Annotated in this window: 15 protein-coding genes; 9 read left to right on the top strand and 6 right to left on the bottom strand. The window is 68.5% G+C overall.

Annotated features, from left to right (window positions below; all coding sequences use genetic code 11):
- The first annotated feature begins 52 nt into the window (after positions 1-52).
- Positions 53-1,963: an ATP-dependent zinc metalloprotease FtsH gene (gene ftsH, locus ACEN9Q_RS17665; RefSeq protein WP_495628966.1), complete on the top strand. Its 1,911-nt coding sequence runs from the start codon at positions 53-55 to the stop codon at positions 1,961-1,963.
- Positions 1,964-2,003: 40 nt separating this feature from the next.
- Here the strand turns inward: ftsH and ACEN9Q_RS17660 are convergent, their stop codons facing one another.
- From ACEN9Q_RS17660 to ACEN9Q_RS17650, 3 genes are all read right to left on the bottom strand, one after another.
- Entirely contained in the window at positions 2,004-3,137 is a 1,134-nt protein-coding gene (locus ACEN9Q_RS17660; protein WP_495625480.1) for a glycosyltransferase family 9 protein, read from the bottom strand.
- Positions 3,134-3,697, bottom strand: coding sequence for a D-glycero-alpha-D-manno-heptose-1,7-bisphosphate 7-phosphatase (locus ACEN9Q_RS17655; protein WP_495625479.1), 564 nt, complete (start codon positions 3,695-3,697; stop codon positions 3,134-3,136). Before ACEN9Q_RS17655 ends, ACEN9Q_RS17660 begins: the two co-directional genes overlap by 4 nt.
- Positions 3,698-3,907: 210 nt before the next feature.
- Positions 3,908-4,753, bottom strand: coding sequence for a hypothetical protein (locus ACEN9Q_RS17650; protein WP_495625478.1), 846 nt, complete (start codon positions 4,751-4,753; stop codon positions 3,908-3,910).
- 292 nt (positions 4,754-5,045) lie between these two features.
- On the opposite strand from ACEN9Q_RS17650, the gene ACEN9Q_RS17645 reads away from it, so the two are divergent.
- From ACEN9Q_RS17645 to ACEN9Q_RS17620, 6 genes are all read left to right on the top strand, one after another.
- On the top strand, positions 5,046-5,285 hold the full coding sequence (locus tag ACEN9Q_RS17645) for a KGG domain-containing protein (RefSeq protein ID WP_056440301.1): 240 nt from the start codon (positions 5,046-5,048) through the stop codon (positions 5,283-5,285).
- Between the two features lie 170 nt (positions 5,286-5,455).
- Positions 5,456-5,857: a hypothetical protein gene (locus tag ACEN9Q_RS17640; protein ID WP_229412657.1), complete on the top strand. Its 402-nt coding sequence runs from the start codon at positions 5,456-5,458 to the stop codon at positions 5,855-5,857.
- 89 nt (positions 5,858-5,946) lie between these two features.
- Positions 5,947-7,071 (top strand): M14 family metallopeptidase, encoded by a 1,125-nt coding sequence (locus ACEN9Q_RS17635; protein ID WP_056440299.1) that lies wholly within the window; start codon positions 5,947-5,949, stop codon positions 7,069-7,071.
- A gap of 11 nt (positions 7,072-7,082) precedes the next feature.
- On the top strand, positions 7,083-7,559 hold the full coding sequence (locus ACEN9Q_RS17630; protein ID WP_495625477.1) for a CYTH domain-containing protein: 477 nt from the start codon (positions 7,083-7,085) through the stop codon (positions 7,557-7,559).
- Between the two features lie 95 nt (positions 7,560-7,654).
- Entirely contained in the window at positions 7,655-9,364 is a 1,710-nt protein-coding gene (locus ACEN9Q_RS17625; RefSeq protein ID WP_056440295.1) for an FAD-dependent oxidoreductase, read from the top strand.
- Positions 9,365-9,473: 109 nt separating this feature from the next.
- Positions 9,474-11,525, top strand: a complete 2,052-nt coding sequence (locus ACEN9Q_RS17620) for a GGDEF domain-containing protein (RefSeq protein WP_495625476.1) — start codon at positions 9,474-9,476, stop codon at positions 11,523-11,525.
- 14 nt (positions 11,526-11,539) lie between these two features.
- On the opposite strand, the gene ACEN9Q_RS17615 is transcribed toward ACEN9Q_RS17620, so the two are convergent.
- The 3 genes from ACEN9Q_RS17615 to ACEN9Q_RS17605 all read right to left on the bottom strand — a co-directional run bounded on the left by ACEN9Q_RS17615 (position 11,540) and on the right by ACEN9Q_RS17605 (position 14,317).
- The gene (locus ACEN9Q_RS17615; RefSeq protein WP_495625475.1) at positions 11,540-11,989 is read right to left on the bottom strand and encodes a MarR family winged helix-turn-helix transcriptional regulator; all 450 of its coding nucleotides are present in this window, start codon (positions 11,987-11,989) and stop codon (positions 11,540-11,542) included.
- Positions 11,986-12,858, bottom strand: coding sequence for an alpha/beta hydrolase family protein (locus ACEN9Q_RS17610; protein WP_495625474.1), 873 nt, complete (start codon positions 12,856-12,858; stop codon positions 11,986-11,988). Before ACEN9Q_RS17610 ends, ACEN9Q_RS17615 begins: the two co-directional genes overlap by 4 nt.
- Positions 12,859-13,063: 205 nt before the next feature.
- Positions 13,064-14,317 (bottom strand): DUF2863 family protein, encoded by a 1,254-nt coding sequence (locus ACEN9Q_RS17605; protein ID WP_056440288.1) that lies wholly within the window; start codon positions 14,315-14,317, stop codon positions 13,064-13,066.
- Between the two features lie 278 nt (positions 14,318-14,595).
- Here ACEN9Q_RS17605 and ACEN9Q_RS17600 point away from each other — a divergent pair, with 278 nt between their 5' ends.
- Positions 14,596-16,896, top strand: coding sequence for a TonB-dependent receptor (locus ACEN9Q_RS17600; RefSeq protein ID WP_495625473.1), 2,301 nt, complete (start codon positions 14,596-14,598; stop codon positions 16,894-16,896).
- Positions 16,897-16,910: 14 nt separating this feature from the next.
- Entirely contained in the window at positions 16,911-17,588 is a 678-nt protein-coding gene (locus tag ACEN9Q_RS17595; protein WP_495625472.1) for a Fe2+-dependent dioxygenase, read from the top strand.
- The last annotated feature ends 144 nt before the right edge of the window (positions 17,589-17,732 follow it).

Genomic DNA, 17,732 nt, shown 5'->3' with positions numbered 1-17,732 from the left:
AGTGGACGACAAGTCGGGCACGGCGGGCAACGGGAGCAATGCGTTCCGTCCCATGCTGTGGTACTGGCTGTTCGCCATCGTCCTGTTCATGCTGTTTCAATCGGTGACGGACTTCGCGACGCCGCCGCCGCTGGCTTACAGCGAATTCAAGCAGCTCCTGCACGGCGGCAAGGTCAGCGACGTCACGCTGACCGAGACGAACGTGTCCGGCACCCTCAAGTCCGGCGGCCTCGACGCCATCCTGCCGCGCGACCGCGCACAGTCGATCAAGTGCAATGCGGACGGGCTGTGTCCGTTCAACGCCGTGCGCGTGACCGATCCGGATCTCGTCAAGGACCTCGACGCGGCGCACGTCCGCTACGTTGGCCAGCAGCGCAGCGAATGGATGAGTACGCTGGTGTCGTGGGCGTTGCCGCTGCTCCTGTTGTTCTGGATGTGGGGCGGGCTGGCGAAGCGGGGCGGCGTGGCGGCCGGGCTGTTTGATGTGGGCAAGAGCCGGGCTCGCGTCTATATGCAGAGCAAGACCGGCGTCAGTTTCAACGACGTGGCCGGGATCGACGAGGCGCGCGACGAGCTGATGGAAATTGTCGAATTCCTCAAGAACCCGCAACGCTACCGGCGGCTCGGCGGGCGTATCCCGAAAGGCGTGCTGATCGTCGGGCCGCCCGGCACCGGCAAGACCTTGCTCGCCAGGGCGGTGGCCGGCGAGGCCGGGGTGCCGTTCTTTTCGATCAGCGGCTCGGAATTCGTCGAGATGTTCGTCGGCGTGGGCGCCGCCCGCGTGCGCGACCTGTTCGTCCAGGCGCAGAAGGTGGCGCCGTGCATCATCTTCATTGACGAGCTCGACGCGCTGGGCCGTGCGCGCGGCGTGGCGGGCCTCGTCGGCGGCTACAACGAGCAGGAGCAGACGCTCAACCAGCTGCTCGTCGAGATGGACGGCTTCGACACCAACAAGGGCGTGATCATCCTCGGCGCCACCAACCGTCCCGAGATCCTCGATCCGGCGCTGCTGCGGCCCGGCCGCTTCGACCGCCACGTCGCGCTCGACCGGCCGGACCTCAAGGGCCGCCAGCAGATCCTGCAGGTGCACGCCCGCCAGGTCACGCTGGGGCCGGACGTGGACCTGGCGGCCGTGGCCGCCAAGACGCCGGGGCTGGCCGGCGCCGACCTCGCCAACCTGATCAACGAAGCGGCCCTGCTGGCCGCGCGGCGCGGCGAGGACCGGGTCGAGCGCAGCGACCTCGACGAGGCCGTCGACCGCGTCGTCGCGGGCATGGAAAAACGCTCGCGCCTGATCAATCCGATGGAAAAGGAAACGGTGGCCTTCCACGAGGCGGGGCACGCCGTGACGGCGGAATGCCGTGCCCACGCCGACCGGGTGGCCAAGGTGTCGATCATCCCCCGTGGCATCGCCGCGCTCGGCTACACGCAGCAGTTGCCGACCGAGGACCGCTACCTGCTCAAGCAGAGCGAACTGCTGGACCGGATGGATGTGTTCCTGGGTGGGCGCGTCGCGGAAGAGCTCGTGTTCGGCGACGCGTCCACGGGGGCGCAGAACGATCTGCAGATGGCGACCGACCTCGCGCGCCACATGGTCGCGCAATACGGCATGAGCGACCGCGTCGGCCTGGCGACCTTCGAGCAGCCTGCCGGCGCGCCCTACGCCCCGGCGACGCAGCATACGGCGTACAGCGAACGCACGGCGCGCCTGATCGACGCGGAGATCGCGCGGCTGCTCGACGAGGCCCATCAGCGCGTCCGCGCCACGCTGCGCGAGCAGCGGGCATTGCTGGACGCGCTGGCGCGGCAGCTGCTCGATCACGAAACCGTCGAGCGCGACGCGCTGCAGGCGCTCGTGCGCGCCCATGCGGTCGACGTCTCGGCGGCCGACGTACCGGCGGCCGACGTACCGGCGGCCGGCACATCGGCGGCGCACGCGGTGCGCAGCGTGGCGGGCAGGTAGCCGGGATGGCGATTCGCGGGGCAGCATCGTCGCATCCCGGTCAGCCGGGCACGGTGGTGTCCGGCTTTGCTGCCGGCACTGCCGGCGCGGTCGGCCGCGCCGTCCCCAGCAGTTCGTGCACGGCGTCGGCGACGCGCTGCGGGGCGACGCCGGCAAGACACGCGTGGTGGCCGTGCGGACAGGTGCTCTTGAAGCAGAAGCGGCAGGGGACGTCGTGGAACAGGACGCGGTTGCGCACGTGCCACGGCGTGTGCTGCGGATTGGTCAGCGCGTACAGGTCGACCACGGGCGTGCCCACGGCGGCGGCCATGTGGGCCTGCCCGGTGTTGTTGGTCACGGCGACGGCGGCCAGGCGCAGCGCGGCGCCCAGTTCGCCCAGCGACAGCCGTCCCGCGAGCGAGACGGCCGGCACGGCGGCGGCGAACTGGATGCCGTCGACCAGTTCCGCTTCCGCTGCGCTCCCCGTGAGCACGAGGGGCAGTCGCGGATCGTGCGCCAGCAGGCGCAGCACCTGCGCCCAGTGCGCGGCCGGATAGCGGCGCGAGGCGGCGCCGGCGCCCGGGTGCAGCAGGATCCACGGCCGGTCCGGATCGACGCCGGCCGCCGACAGGCGCATCCGCGCCGCGGCGGCGTCGGCCGGCGCGGGCACGAACGACAACCCGGGTTCCGCGCTGCGGCACCCGACCCGCTGCACGAGGGCCAGCTGGCGCTGGACTTCGTGCCGCAGGAGGGGCGTCGGCTCGGGATCGGGAATCCAGTCGGTCAGCAGGCCGTAGGGATTCTCGCGGCAATGGGCCAGCCGTAGCGGGATGCCGGCCAGCTGGCACAGCAGTGCCGCCGGCAGCGCGCTCTGCGTGTAGGTCGTGAAGATGACGGCGGCGTCGAAGGCGCGTGCGGCGAGGGCGCCGACCAGCGCCAGGCCGGCCATGTGCGATTGCGGATCGGCGTGCCGGGTGTCGGCGTGCGCCCACGGGGCGATCCAGGCGATGGCGTCGTCCAGTTCCGGGACGTACGGCTGCGCGGCCGCGCCGGATGGGGAACCCAGCAGGGTCAGCGTGCGTCCCGGCACGGCGCGGTGCAGCGCGCGCATGGCCGGGGTGCACATCAGCACCTCGCCGAGCGAGTCGAGGCGCACGCAGAGGATGCGCCGGGCCCGTTGCCAGGGCGCCGTCATGCCGCGTCTCCATGGCTGGCGATCAGCACGGCGGCCGTGTAGAGGTCGGGCGCCATGCGCGTCGGTACGCGGCGCGGGCCCAGCCGCCATTCCATTTCGTTGCCGTTGTCGATGAGGATGGTGCGGCAGCCGGCCCGGTTGCCGGCCTCGACGTCGTGCAGGATGTCGCCCACCATCCACGACGCGCGCAGGTCGATGCCGTGCTCGTGCGCCGCCTTCAACAGCAGGCCCGGCAGCGGCTTGCGGCAGTGGCATTCGGCGGCCCACGGCGCGACCGTCCCTTCCGGGTGATGCGGGCAATAATAAAAGCCGTCGAGCGCCAGCTCTTCGTCCAGCAGCAGTTCGCGCAGGCGGGCCCGGACCCCGTCCATCGCGGCCGCGGCGAAGCGTCCGAACGCGATGCCGGGCTGGTTGGTGACGACGAACAGGCGGTAGCCGAGCCGCGCCATCAGGCGCAGTGCCGGGCCGGCGCCGCGGCACAGCACGATGTGCGCGGGCTCGACGTTGTGGGGCAGGTCGTCCACCAGCGTGCCGTCCTTGTCGAGGAATACGGCTTTCATGGCCGGGGCGCCTCCCCGGCGCGCGCGGCGGCGCGGCTCCCTCGTGCAATCCCGTTCTCGTTCGGCATGCTTCGCTCGCAGTCTGGCAATGTGTCAGGTTCGACCGCGAGGGAAATGGCTGGGTTCCGGAACTCGTCCGGCGCTTGAATCTGGATCAAGAACGGAGGAGGGGAAGCGCCGGCCCGCGCGACGGGCCGGCGCAACAGGGATTCAGGGCTTGCTCTTGAAGCCCGTGTCGTCGTCCATGTTCTCGTCGCCGTGCAGCTTGTTGGCGAAGCCCGGGCTGCGCGGATAGCCGCCGGCGGCGTCGTTCGACTTGTGCACCGGCGGGCCGCCCGCCGACGCGGTGGACCCCGTCTGCGAGCCCTGGCGGTCGGTGCTGTCCGCACCCGTGTTGCCCGGCGAGCGCGGCAGGCCGCCGGCCACGTCGTTCGATTCGTGCACGCCGCCGTAGTCGGAATTCTGGTTGACCGGCGAGCGCGAACCGGTTACCTCCAGCTGCGTGTTGCCGCGCTGGGCCTCATGGCCGCCGGCGCAGCCGGGCCCCGGCATGCCGCCGCCCTGGGTCGAGGACGATGCGCCGGACTGGCGGTTGCCCGCCGGGCCGCCCGGCGGCTGCGCCGGGAGCTCGCTGCGCGGGCCGTGCATGCCGCCGCCCTGCGTGGCCCGTTGCTGGTTCAGATTCACGCCCGAGTCTTTGGGTCGGTGTCCTATGGCCTGTTCCAGCAGGCCATAGGCGCCGGACTTCTGTTCCATCTGGCGCTGGTGGCTGTCGGTGACGCCCTGCACGGCGCCGGAGCCGCCGTTGATCTGGTTTTCCATCGAGCCGCCCGGGATGCCGGCATCCTCGCCGTATTCGCGGCCGCCGGCGCCGCCCTGCTGGCTGCCCATGACGTCGCGCTGCTGGTTGCCCTGCTGCATGCCGGCGCCGTGCGCGTAGGTGTGGTCGAGCGGCTGGCCGCGGTCGGCGCTGGCGCCCTCGGACCCGGGCGTCCATTTTTCGTTGGCGCCGTTGTTCGTCTGGTTGTTCGCTTCGCTGCGTTGGTTCGCGTCCATGGTCGTCTCCTTTCGATCTGAACCAAGATGATGCGCGTCCGGGGGCGACATCAGTATAGGAAGACGCAGCGGGTATATGTAGGACGATTACCGACGAGTTATTTACAACCGGAAGTAGAGTTTCGATGGTGCATTTTCTGTCTCACATTGTCCTACAAAGTCATCTGAATTGCTCCTATAGTCTCATCCAATCGGCATGCCTAAGATGTTTTCCGACCGAGCGCTCATCCGATGGCATCGGCAGGCCTGCCGCAGGACGCGGCGGTTTCAACTGCAACGAGGAGAGAACACCATGGCATCCAGCAATCAGGGCAACAAACAGAGTGGCGGTACGAAGAACCGCGGTTTCGCATCGATGGATCCGGAGCGTCAGCGCCAGATCGCCAGCGAGGGCGGCAAGGCCGCCCACCAGAAAGGCACCGCGCACGAGTTCACCTCGGAAGAGGCACGCCGCGCCGGCAGCATGAGCCACGGCAACCGCCAGTCGGCGTCCGGCTCGTCGCGCAGCTCGTCCAAGGGCAACAAGCAGTAATCCCGTGCGGGCGGGACGGCGGCGGTGCCGTCCCCTCTGCCCACGAATCCACACGGGGAGCGCAGGCTTCCCGTTTTGCATTTCTTTAACACAATTCCGAAATTGGATGCGGTAGAATCGCCGGGCTTTCGATCACTTAGTTTTCAATCACCTGCCCATAGGAATTCGTCGTGAAATCAGCGGTCATCCGTCAAGTCAAGAGCATGTCCATGTCGTGCGACCGGGTCGGCAATCTGCTGCTGACCAAGTTCTCCGCACACGGGGCGAGCGACGTCGCCATCTTCGTGCCGGCGTCGATCGTGTTCTGGCTCATCAAGCATCTGCCGGTCAACCAGGATCCGGCCCTGCAGCCGCCGCCGGCCGGGCCGCAGATCACGCAGTGGGACTGGGACCATCCGAACATCCCGCGCGCGTTCACCGTGCAGTGCAAGGTCTTGCCGGGCAAGATCAGCATGACCTACAACCTCGACCGCAAACCCGACCTCACCGTCGTCCTCGACCGCAGCAACGTCGAGCTGATGCGCCAGATCATGCTGGCCTACAGCAAGGACCTGATCGACCTCGACGCGTAAGCGCGGACACCTGCCCGGCCAGCCCATGGCCGGCGGGCGTGGGCTCGGCTATCATGCCTTCTTTGAACGCTTTTCGAGGAACCAGTCCCATGCCCATCAAGATCAGCCAGCTGTTCGATTCCGGTGCGATCGACGTCGTCCAGGCCACCGACCCGCGCCAGATCGACCTCGAGCTGCGCAAGGATTCCGCAGCCGACATCCACCAGTGGTTCCACTTCCGCCTGCAGGGCGCGCGCGGCAAGGCGTGCACGATCCGCTTCCTGAACGCGGGGCAGGCGACCTATCCCAAGGGCTTCGAGGGCTACCAGGTGGCGGCCAGCTACGACACCGAGAACTGGTTCCGCGTTCCCACCTCGTTCGACGGCCAGGTCATGACCGTCAACCACACGCCCGAGCTGGACAGCATTTATTACGCCTATTTCGAGCCCTACACCTGGGAGCGCCACCTGCGCCTGCTCGGCGAAGTGGCCGAGAACCCGATCGCGCGCGTGCACGACATCGGCACGACCGTCGACGGCCGCGACATGAACCTCGTCGTGATCGGCAACCCGCAGGCCGAGAAGAAGATCTGGGTGATCGCGCGCCAGCATCCGGGCGAGACGATGGCCGAGTGGTTCGTCGAAGGCATGATGGATGCGCTGCTCGACAATTCCGATCCGGTCTCGCGCAAGCTGCTGCAGCGCGCCGTGTTCTACATCGTGCCGAACATGAACCCGGACGGATCGTTCCGCGGCAACCTGCGCACGAACGCCGCCGGCGCCAACCTGAACCGCGAGTGGATGACGCCGTCGGCCGAACGCAGCCCGGAAGTGCTGTGCGTGAAGAACAAGATCCACGAGACGGGCGTCGACATGTTCTTCGACATCCACGGCGACGAGGCGCTGCCGTACAACTTCGTGGCCGGCAGCGAGATGCTGACCGATTTCACGCCCGAGCGCCTGGCCGCCCAGAACGCATTCATCGAACGCTACATGGCGGCCAGCCCCGACTTCCAGAACGTCTACGGCTATGCCGCGAGCAAGTACAACGAGGAATTGCTGACCCTGGCCTCGAAGTACATCGGCCACACGTTCAAATGCCTGTCGCTGACGCTGGAAATGCCGTTCAAGGACAACGCCAACCTGCCCGACCCGTACGTCGGCTGGAACGGCGCCCGCAGCAGCGCGCTCGGCGCGGCCATGCTGCAGCCGATCCTGCAATCGCTGGACGACTGAACGGAGCACCCATGGGCGTCGAGATCGAACGCAAGTTCTTGCTGGCCAACGAGGGCTGGCGCGGGCAGGGCATCCCGACGCGCATGCGCCAGGGCTACCTGGTGGCGGATGCCGTGCGCACCGTGCGCGTGCGCATCGAGGGCGAGCGCGCCGTCATCACCATCAAAGGCAAGAGCACTGGGGCAAGCCGCGGCGAGTGGGAGTACGAAATTCCCATCGCGGACGCGATCGAGCTGCTGGACGGCCTGTGCGAGCAGCCGCAGGTGGAAAAGATCCGCCACCGCATCGACTATGCCGGCCACACGTGGGAAGTCGACGAATTCCTCGGCCTGAATGCCGGGCTCGTCGTGGCGGAGATCGAACTCGACGCGGAAGACGAGGCGTTCCAGAAGCCGGACTGGATCGGGCCGGAAGTCACGGGCGAGAAGCGCTACTACAACGCCAGCCTGATCCGCGCTCCCTATTCGCAGTGGCCGGACAGGCCGTGATGCGCCGCCGCCGTGCCGACGGCCCCGTCTTTTGAGGGGTGCGCGGCGCCGCGGCTTGGGTTAGCATGCGATACCCAACCACGAGGCGGCCGACCATGTCCGAACACGTTCCCGAACTGATTCCCGAAGGCCTCGTCGCCGATCCCGACGCGCGCGCCGGCGTCGACCTGGCCACGCGCGGCCACCAGATCTTTCCCACCTTGAGCGCGGACGACATCGCCCGCCTGCGCCGCTTCGGCACCTGCCGCAGCTGGCCGGACGGGGCCACCGTGTTCCGCGCCTGCGTGGATTCGCCCGGCATGGTCGTCGTGCTGGCGGGGCGCTTGTCGTGCAGCCGGACCGATGCGCTCGGCAAGCGCGTCGAGGTGGTCGAATACGGCCCCGGCCAGTTCGCCGGCGAAGTGGCGACATTGTCCGGCCGGCCGCCGCTGGCCGACGGCGTCGCCGTGGGCGAGCTGGAGACCCTCGTGCTCGACGCGGAATGCCTGCGCGCCGTGATCGTGGCCGAGGCCGAACTGGGCGAGCGCCTCATGCGCGCCTTCATCCTCCGTCGCGTGCAATTGATCACCAATAAGCCGGGCGGGCCCATCCTGATCGGACCGGCCGCGCATGCGGGCCTGTTCGAGCTGGAGAATTTCCTGTCGCGGAATGCCTACCCGTACACGCGGCGCGATCCCGAGACCGATCCGGAAGCGGCCGAGCTCGTGCGCGAGCACTGGAAACAGCCGTCCGACTGGCCGCTCGTGGCGCTGCCGGACGGCTTCGTGCTGAAGAACCCGACCCTGGCCGAAGTGGGCCGCTGCCTCGGCACCTTGCCGCGCATCGAGCGCGGGGCCGTGTTCGACGTGCTCGTCGTCGGCGCCGGCCCGTCCGGCCTGGCGACGGCCGTGTATGCCGCATCGGAAGGCCTGCGCGTGATGGTGCTGGACCAGCGCGCGTATGGCGGCCAGGCAGGCGCGAGCGCGCGCATCGAGAATTTTCTCGGCTTCCCGACGGGGATCTCCGGCCGCGCGCTGGCCGGCCGTTCGTATGTGCAGGCATTGAAATTCGGCGCCGAGATCGCGATCCCCGCGCGCGCCACGCGCCTGCTGTGCCACGAGCGCCCGCTCAAGGTCGAACTGGACGACGGCACCTGCCTGCAGGCGCGCGCCGTCGTGCTGGCGGCGGGCGCGCGCTACCGCAAGCCCGACCTGCCCGACATCGCCGATTACGAAGGCCGCGGCGTGTACTACTGGGCCTCGCCCGTGGAAGCCAGGCTGTGCCGCAACGAACCGGTCGTGCTCGTGGGCGGCGGCAATTCGGCGGGGCAGGCGGCCGTGTTCCTCGCGGCGCACGCGTCGGAAGTGCACTTGCTGGTGCGCGGACCGGGGCTGGAAGCGACGATGTCCAGCTACCTGATCGAACGCATCGCCGCGACCCCGAATATCCACCTGCACGCGCGGCGCGAAATCGTCGGGCTGGTCGGCGACGAGAACGGCCTGGCGGGCGTGCGCTGCCGCGGCCGCGACGGCGGCGACACGCGCGAGTTCGCGGTGCGGCGGATGTTCCTGTTCATCGGGGCCGATCCGAACAGCGACTGGCTGCACGAATGCGGCGTCGAACTGGACGACAAGGGCTTCGTGCTGACCGGCGCCGACACGCGTCCGGAACGCGGCGCCCGCACGCTCGAGACGAGCGTCGACGGCATCTTTGCGGTGGGCGACCTGCGGGCCGGGTCGACCAAGCGCGTGGCGGCCGCGGCGGGCGAGGGTGCGGCGGCGGTGGCGCAGATCCACGGCTACCTGGCGTCGCTCGCCGGGCGCTGACGGGCGGCGCAGGCGGAAGGGGACACCGTTCGGTTGAACCTTCTAGATGACTGCAGGCATAATCCTCGGCACGCGGCCGTACTGTGTGCGCCGCAGCCCGAGGAGCGCAATGGTATTTCCCGTCCTGTCACAAACCAGCGTGCGCGCATTCTGCGCCGTCGCGATCCTGCTGTGTCCGTTCGTGGCCCGCGCCGACCAGCCGCTGGCCCAACGCTTGCGCGCGGCCGGCGCCATGGCCCGCTTCGTGCCGGACCAGGCGTCGAGCCGGCTGCGCGACATGGAGTGGGAAATGGCTACCGCGCCGGCGCCGTTGCGGACGGACTTCCTGTATTTTTACAGCACCGCCGAGCGCGGCACCGGCGACCTGACGCACGCGCTCGCACTGGCGGACCAGCTGATCAATTACGGCAAGCGCAACAATGACAACCTGGCGTTGGCCAAAGGCCTGATCGGGCGCGCCAACACGCTCTACTTGCGCGAAGACCTGGCCGCGTCCCACGCCACGGCGTTCGAGGCGGAACGTGTCGCCTCGGCCACCGGCGACATCCCGACGAAGGTGCTGGCGACCATCGCGGCCGGACAGTCGTTCCAGGAGGAGGGCAATTATCCGGCTGCGCTGGCGAAACTGCACGCCGCCGTCGACATGGCGCGCCAGGCCCGGACCGACGCCGCGCCGTTGGCCAGTGCGCTGCACGCGCTGGTGCAGCTGTACCTGAATTTGGGGGAGCTCGACAAAGGCTGGGAGGTGCAGCAGGAATCGCTGGCCGTGGCCAGGAAGATGGCGTCGCCGGGATACGTCGCGACGGCGCTGGGCGACGAGTACGCGCTGGCCGTCGAGCAGAACGCCTTCGAGCGGGCGCGCCACGCCCTGTTCGAGGAACTCGGCCTGGAACGCAGCATGGGCGCACGCCAGATGGGCGCCACGACGCTCGTCAACCTGTCGGATTGCTACCTGAAGGAGGGCCGCTTCCGCGAGGCCGAGGCCTATGCCGCGCAGGCGCTGGACGCCGCCGTCGACGTCAGGAGCAACAACGACGTCGCCACCGCCCGCGTCAACCTGGGCCAGGCGCTGCTCGGACAGGGGCGGCTGGCCGAGGGCAAGCGGCAGTTCGAGGCGGGCCTGGCCACCTACGAAAAACAGGGCGACAAGCCGGAACTCCTGGCCGTGCTGCGCGAGTACGGACGCGCGCTCGAACACGCCGGCGACTACAAGGGCGCCGTCGACGCCTACGACCGCGAGCGCGGCCTGTCGGGCGAGATCTTTGCCGGGGAACGCCAGAAGGCGGTGATGGAGTTGCAGCAGAAATACGACGCCGAGAAAAAGCAGCGCCGGATCGACGCCCTGCGCCAGGAAAACCGGGCCGCCAGGGCGGAGCTGGACAATCGTCGCTGGCAGCAGCGTGTCTGGTGGCTGCTGGCCGTGACGTGCGCGCTGGCCTCGGTGGTCGTCGGACTGCTCTACCGGAAAGTACGGCGCGCCAACAGCGCGCTGGAAGAAAAAAACCTGCTGTTGAAGCGGCAGGGCGCGCTCGATCCGCTCACGCTGCTGTACAACCGCCGCCACTTCCAGGAATTCATGTCCCGCGCGGGCAATGAGCGGCGCACGGCCTTTGATGCGACCGCGGGGGCGCTGTTCCTGCTGGACGTGGACCATTTCAAGGACGTCAACGACACGCTGGGTCATGCGGCCGGCGATGCCGTACTGAAGACGGTCGCGCACGACCTGCGCGCGGCATTGCGCGACACCGACATGATCGTGCGCTGGGGCGGCGAGGAATTCCTCGCGTTCGTGCCGGCGGTCGCGCAGGACGAACTGGACGAGGTGGCGCTGCGCATCCTGCACGGCATCTCCGCGCAGGCCGTCGAATACCGCAACGGCAGCATCCGGGTCAGCGTGTCGGTGGGCTACGCGCCGTTCCCGCTGGCGCTCGGCGGCACCGCGCTGACGTGGGAACAGGTCGTCAACCTCGCGGACATGGCCATGTTGCTGGCCAAGTCGCATGGCCGCAACCGCGCTTACGGCGTGCGCGGCTTCCCCGGCGCCGTTCACGCGTCGCTGGATGCGATCGAGCGCGACCTGGAGCAGGCGTGGCGCGCGGGCTGGGTCGACCTGTCGTTGGTGCGGGGCGGGGCCGCGACGGCGGTCCGCGCGCGCGGCTGAGCGCCGTGCGCGGGTCACTCCTTGGGCAGGTCGCGTTCGAGCGCCGCGACCTGCGCCAGCCAGCGCGCGACGACGGCCAGCTCGTCCGGCGTGAATCCGGCCGTCAGGCGCGCGTTCAGCGCCTGCAGCACGGCATGGGCCTGGCGGCTGGCGTCTTGCCCGCTTGCGGTCAGGCGCACGCACGTGACGCGGCCGTCGGCGGCGTCGTCCACCCGCGCGATCAGGCCGGCCGCCTGCATCCGCTTCGACAGATTCGTGACGGCGGCCGGCGCCACCTGCAGGCCTTTGGCGATGGCGCCGACCGTCGCGGGTTCCTGGCGCGACGCGAGGAAGAACAGCAGCCCGACCTGCGCCGAGCTGATGCCGTCCCACGCCTCGGGACGCGTCTCGATCCAGCGCTGCAGCACTTTCTGCGCGCGGTTCAGCAGGAAGGCGAAGCGCGGCGGGCTGTTCGCCGCCGTCATCGGGCGTCCTCGTTCACCGCGCAGTGCGCCAGCAGCCACTCCCCCACCTGCGGCCAGATGCGGTCCGCGCACTGCTTGCGGAAGAACCCCATGTGGCCGATGGCGGGCAGGCCGGCGTCGCGCGGCGCGATCGGGCGCCGCTCCAGGCGCGCATTGACGAGCGGCTTCACGAGGATGTCGATGGCGCGCGCATTGGCCCACGGATCGTCGTCGAAGCCGAGCACGAGCAGCGGCAGCCGCACCCGCGCCATGCGCCGGCGCGCATCCATCGCGGGGTCGTCGAGGAAGTAGCCGGGCAGCGTAGTCCAGCGGCTCCATTGCAGCATCACGGTGCGCGGCAGGTCTTCGCCGAGGCCGATGCGGCGTCCCGGCATATAACCCAGCACGGTGCACAGGATGGGCGCGAGCACGCGCATCACCGTCCACACACGCATCCGTTCAAAGGCGCCGCGGATCGTGCGCGTGACGCCGGCGTGCGAGGCCACCAGCACGGCGGCGGACAGCAGATCGCTGGCCGACGACAGCGCGATTGCATGGCCACCGACGCTGTGCCCGACGGCCAGCAGCGGCAGGCCCGGGAAGCGCGCGGCGGCCCAGCGGGTCACGGCCGCGTTGTCGTCCTCGATCCAGTCGGACATCGTCACGGCGCACTGCCGCAGATCGGCCGGGCGCGAGCGGCCGGTGCCGCGGTAGTCGTAGGTGAGCACGTGGAAGCCCAGGCCGTGCAGATAGCGCGCGAACGCTTCGTAATAGCGCTGCGTGACGGCGGTGGCGGGATGCAGCAGGACGGCGGCGCGGGCGCCGTCGGCGTGCCAAAGGGTCGCACCGATCGCGTCGGTGCCGGAAACGGGAATGGTGACGGGTTCCATGGCGGCGATTTAGTTAACGTGTTAACTAATTTAGCGGCGGGCGTGGCCGGCGTCAATGGGTCGAATTAGAGGAATCAGGCGAAAAAGAAAAATGCCCGGCACGGGGCCGGGCATCCATAACCGACAATTCGGGGTCAGAGCCCGGTTTTGGGCACGATCTTTTTGGAAAGCGAAGTGTGCTCCGACCCCAAGGAGACGCTGTGCGTCAGTGGAAGTGTTCGTTCCCCGCCGGCGTGTCTTCCGGCATCTCGGCATGCACGAGCTCGCCGCTCGGGTCGGCGAACAGCGGGGCGCCGCAGTCGTCGCAGTACTCGGCGACATAGCGTTCGCCGATGCGCTTGACGTGGGTGATGCCGACGTCGTTCAGGTGCTTGACGATCTCGTCCAGCGGCGCCAGCGGGCGGTCGCCGCCGCCGGCCGGGCCTTCCATCGGCGTGCCTTCCTCGTCTTCCTGGCCGTACAGGGGCCAGACGATGCCGTACACGACGTCCGACGACTGGCGCAAGGTGAAGCCGACGCGGTATTCGTCGACCTGGCTGTCGTTGACTTCGTCGCCGAAGCCGGCGATGACGGCGCGCAGGTCGTTCGGTTCCACGCCCAGCGTGTTCGTCAGGTAGTGGACGGCGGCGCGGATCGACACCGGGCGGATCAGTTTATCCGCCTCGCGGCAGGCCACGTAATACGCTTCCGGCAGCAGCAGTTCGACGCCGCAGCCCGGCAGCAGGCGGGCGATGTTCGGGCCGGCCTGGGCGCGCCATTGCTCGAGGGCGTTGTCGCGCTCCGCTTCGAAATTGATGTGGTGCTGCGGTTCCTGCCAGCGGAACAGCGGGGCGCCTTGCGGGGCGATGACGGCCACGAGCAGGTAGCGTGTGTCGGCCAGGAATTGCGACGTGTCCGGGCCGGGCGCGGCCGGCTTCACCGTCGAGCCCTTGTGGGCGGCGGCGGCGAGCTTGTGCGTCAGGGCATAGGTCTCGGCGTGGGTGCGCGGCAGCTGGTCGATCGAGTACAGCGTCGGCGCGATGGCCACCTTGGTGTTGTCGGCCAGCAGGTGGGCACCGAAGTGCGCCGTCAGCGTGCTCAGGATGTCGCCGGGGATCGTCCCGGACGCGATCGAGAAGCGGGTCCAGGCCAGGATCGGGGCGGCCACGAGCAAGGCCTGCCACGTGGTCTCGGCACCGTCGTTGGCCTGCTCCGTCATCGTCGAGGACTCGCTGACCGCCTCGACGCCGTCCATCAGCACGTCGTAGACCGCGAGGTCGCCCTTGAACAGGACGTTGAGGGCGGCGTCGACGGTGTCCTGGTGGTTCGTCTTGAGCAGCTTCTGCAGCTGGGCGTCGAGGTTGCGTTCCCAGGCCCGTTCTTCAACGCGGCTGGCGGCCTGCACGATGGCGTTGCTGAGGCTGATGAGACGCTGGCTTTCTGCCGAAAGTTTGGGTGAGTCTTTGGAAGGGCGACGCATACGCTTGGGGAGTCTCTTCGGTAAGGGTGGGTCGTATTCTTTGGATCGAGATCCGAGGGTCATGATAAACCCTTATCCCCGGTATTGTAGTTGATTCGGCCACACCCCAGTAACACTGCGGCAATATCGGCGCCGTCGTGTCCGCGCGTCGCCCAGGCATCGATTGTTCACCAGCGCTTGTCAAAAGCAATAATCGGAATCATAATGCGAATCGTTCTCATTCATATTCATGTCAACGACGGCGCAGCCAGACGCCCTCCAGGACCTGCCCCCACATCATGACGATCAAGAAAAATAACACCCCGACTTCCTTCATCACGAGCCGCAAGCATGCGCGCACGCTGCCCGGCACCGCGTTGGCCGTGCTGGCATCGCTGGCGCTGCCGGCGGTCGCCCATGCCGGTCCCGACGTCGCGCCCGATCCGGCGATCCCGAGCGTGCAGGTGACGGGCGCCAACCAGCAGCAGGCGTCGGCCAACGACAAGTTCACCGCGCCGCTGCTCGACACGCCGAAATCCGTCACGGTCGTGCCGGCCGACGTCATCGCGCAGACGGGCGCCACGTCGCTGACGGACGCGCTGCGCACCGTGCCCGGCATCACCATCGGCGCGGCGGAGGGCGGCAACCCGGTCGGCGACAATCTGTTCATCCGCGGCTACAACGCGCAGACGGACACGTACATCGACGGCATCCGCGATTCCGGTTCGCAGTCGCGCGAGATCTTCGACGTGGAGCAGGTCGAAGTCGTGAAGGGCCCGAACTCGGCCTACGGCGGCCGTTCCTCGGCCGGCGGCGGCGTCAACCTCGTCACCAAGACGGCGCAGGCCTATGACTTCAACCACGCCGGCATCGGCATCGGCAGCGACAAATACCGCCGCCTCACGGGCGACATCAACCGCAACATCGGCAGCGACAGCGCCTTCCGCCTGAACGTGATGGCGCACGAAGCCGACGTGCCGGGCCGCGCCGTCGTCGGCGGCAAGCGCTGGGGCATCGCACCGACCGTGACCTTCGGCCTGACCGGCCCGACGCGCGCCATCGTCAGCGTCTACCACATGACGTCGCACGAGATCCCGGACACCGGCATCCCGTTCAACAACCCGGTCACGACCGGCGCCAACGTCGCGAAGAACGGCAACGGCGAACCGTTCAACGTCGACCGCGCGACGTTCTACGGCCTCGCCAACCGCGACTTCCGCGACACTAGGAGCGACATCGCCACCATCGACCTGCGCCACCAGCTGGGCAACGGCATCACCCTGCGCAACGTCACGCGCTACGGCAAGTCGAACAACGACTACGTCTGGACCCAGCCCGACGACTCGAAGGGCAACACGGTCCTGTACGGCACCGTCTGGCGCCGCGCCAACACGCGCGTGACGGAAACCCGCACCGCGACGAACGTGACGAGCCTGTCGGGCGACCTGGTCACGGCCGGCGTCAAGCACACGTACAACGCTGGCATCGAGTTCGACCGCGAGACGACGGACCGCGCCGCCTACGTCTTCACGCCGGGCACGAACAATCCGCTGACGGGCACGTTCACCTGCCCGACGTCGGGCGCGGAAACGCTGTACAACTGCACGACCCTGGCCGATCCGAATCCGTACGATCCGTGGGCCTATACCCGCGCCGTCTCGGGCGCGCTGACGCACGTGAACACGAAGACGAAGTCGGCGTACGCGTTCGACACCATCGAATTCAACAAGCAGTGGCAGGTCAACGTGGGCGGCCGCTACGACGACTTCCAGAGCGTGTTGAACACGCTGCCGACGGCGACGACGGCGGCCGTGCAGGCGGACGCCGACAGCAATTTCTGGAGCTGGCAGGCGGGCCTCGTGTACAAGCCGGCGGCCAACGGCAGCATCTACCTGGCGTATGCGACGTCGGCGACCCCGCCGGGCAACGACGGCGGCGACGGCCTGGATGCGCTGACGGTGGCCGTGCAGAACCTGCAGCCCCAGCGCAGCAAGAACATCGAACTGGGCACCAAGTGGGACGTGATGCCGGGCGGCCGGCTGTCGTTGACGGCGGCCGTGTTCAAGAGCACGATGAACAATGCCCGCGTGACGGCGCCGGACGGCACGGCGCAGAACGTCGGCCGCAAGGAAGTCAGGGGCGTCGAGCTGGGCTTCTCGGGCAAGATCACCTCGCAGTGGAGCGTGTTCGGCGGCTACACGTACCTGGACGCGGAAATCGCGGACAATGGCTACCTGAACGCCGGCACGACGGCGAAGCCGGTGTACGTGGCGTCGCCCTACAACGGCAACCGCTTCCCGGCGACGCCGAAGCACTCGGCCTCGCTGTGGACGACGTACGCCGTCGCGAAGGACCTCACGTTCGGCCTGGGCCTGAACTCGATGTCGATGATTTACGCGAACGTGAACAACAACAAGTGGGCGCCCGGCTATACCCGCTTCGACGCGATGGCCAGCTATGCGCTGAACCAGGACGTCAGCCTGCAGCTGAACGTGCAGAACCTGACGGACAAGCTGTACTTCGACAAGGTCTCTTCGCCGCACTATGCCGGCGTGGCGCCGGGGCGGTCGGCGACGCTGTCGGCCAACGTCAGGTTCTGAGCGGGAAGGCCGCCATGATGCTGCATATCCCGGGCGTGCTGAGCCCGGACCAGGTGAAGTCCATGCGCGCGCGCCTGGCCGCCACCGACTGGATCGACGGCCGCGCCAGCGTCGGCAGCCAGGGCGCGCAGGTCAAGCGCAACCGCCAGTTAGCGGAAGGGTCGCCGCTGGCCGTGGAGCTGGGGCAGATCGTGAGCGGCGCGCTGATGGCGCACCCGCTGTTCTTTTCGAGCGTGCTGCCGCAGCGCATCCTGCCGCCGTTCTTCAACGGCTATGCGGGCGGCGAGCATTACGGCCCGCACGTCGACGGCGCCATCCGCGCGCAGCGCAGCGGGGCGGCGGTGCGCGCGGACGTGTCGTGCACCGTGTTCCTGAGCGATCCCGATGAATACGACGGCGGCGAGCTGACCGTGATCGATACGTACGGCACGCATGACGTGAAGCTGCCGGCGGGCGACGCGATCGTCTACCCGTCGTCGAGCGTGCACGAGGTGCAGCCGGTCACGCGCGGCGAGCGCGTGGCGTCGTTCCTGTGGGTGCAGAGCATGGTGCGCGACGACGGCAAACGGGCGATGCTGTTCGACCTCGACACCAATATCCAGGCCTTGCGCGCGCAGCATGGGGACGGGCCGGAGCTGGTGGCGCTCACGGGGCATTACCACAACCTGTTGAGGATGTGGGCCGACACCTGACCTCAATGCCGTCGTCCCCGCGAAGGCGGGGATCCAAGTTCGTTGCGCAGCCGGCAAACTTGGGTTCCCGCCTGCGCGGGAACGACGTTCTCAGGGCAACAAAAAAAGGGCCGGAACCCGTACAGGTTCCGGCCCTTTTACCTT

Source organism: Massilia sp. Masssp93 (assembly GCF_059491295.1).
The sequence above is the reverse complement of the archived record's forward strand: the minus strand, read 5'-3'. Positions and strand labels throughout refer to the sequence as shown.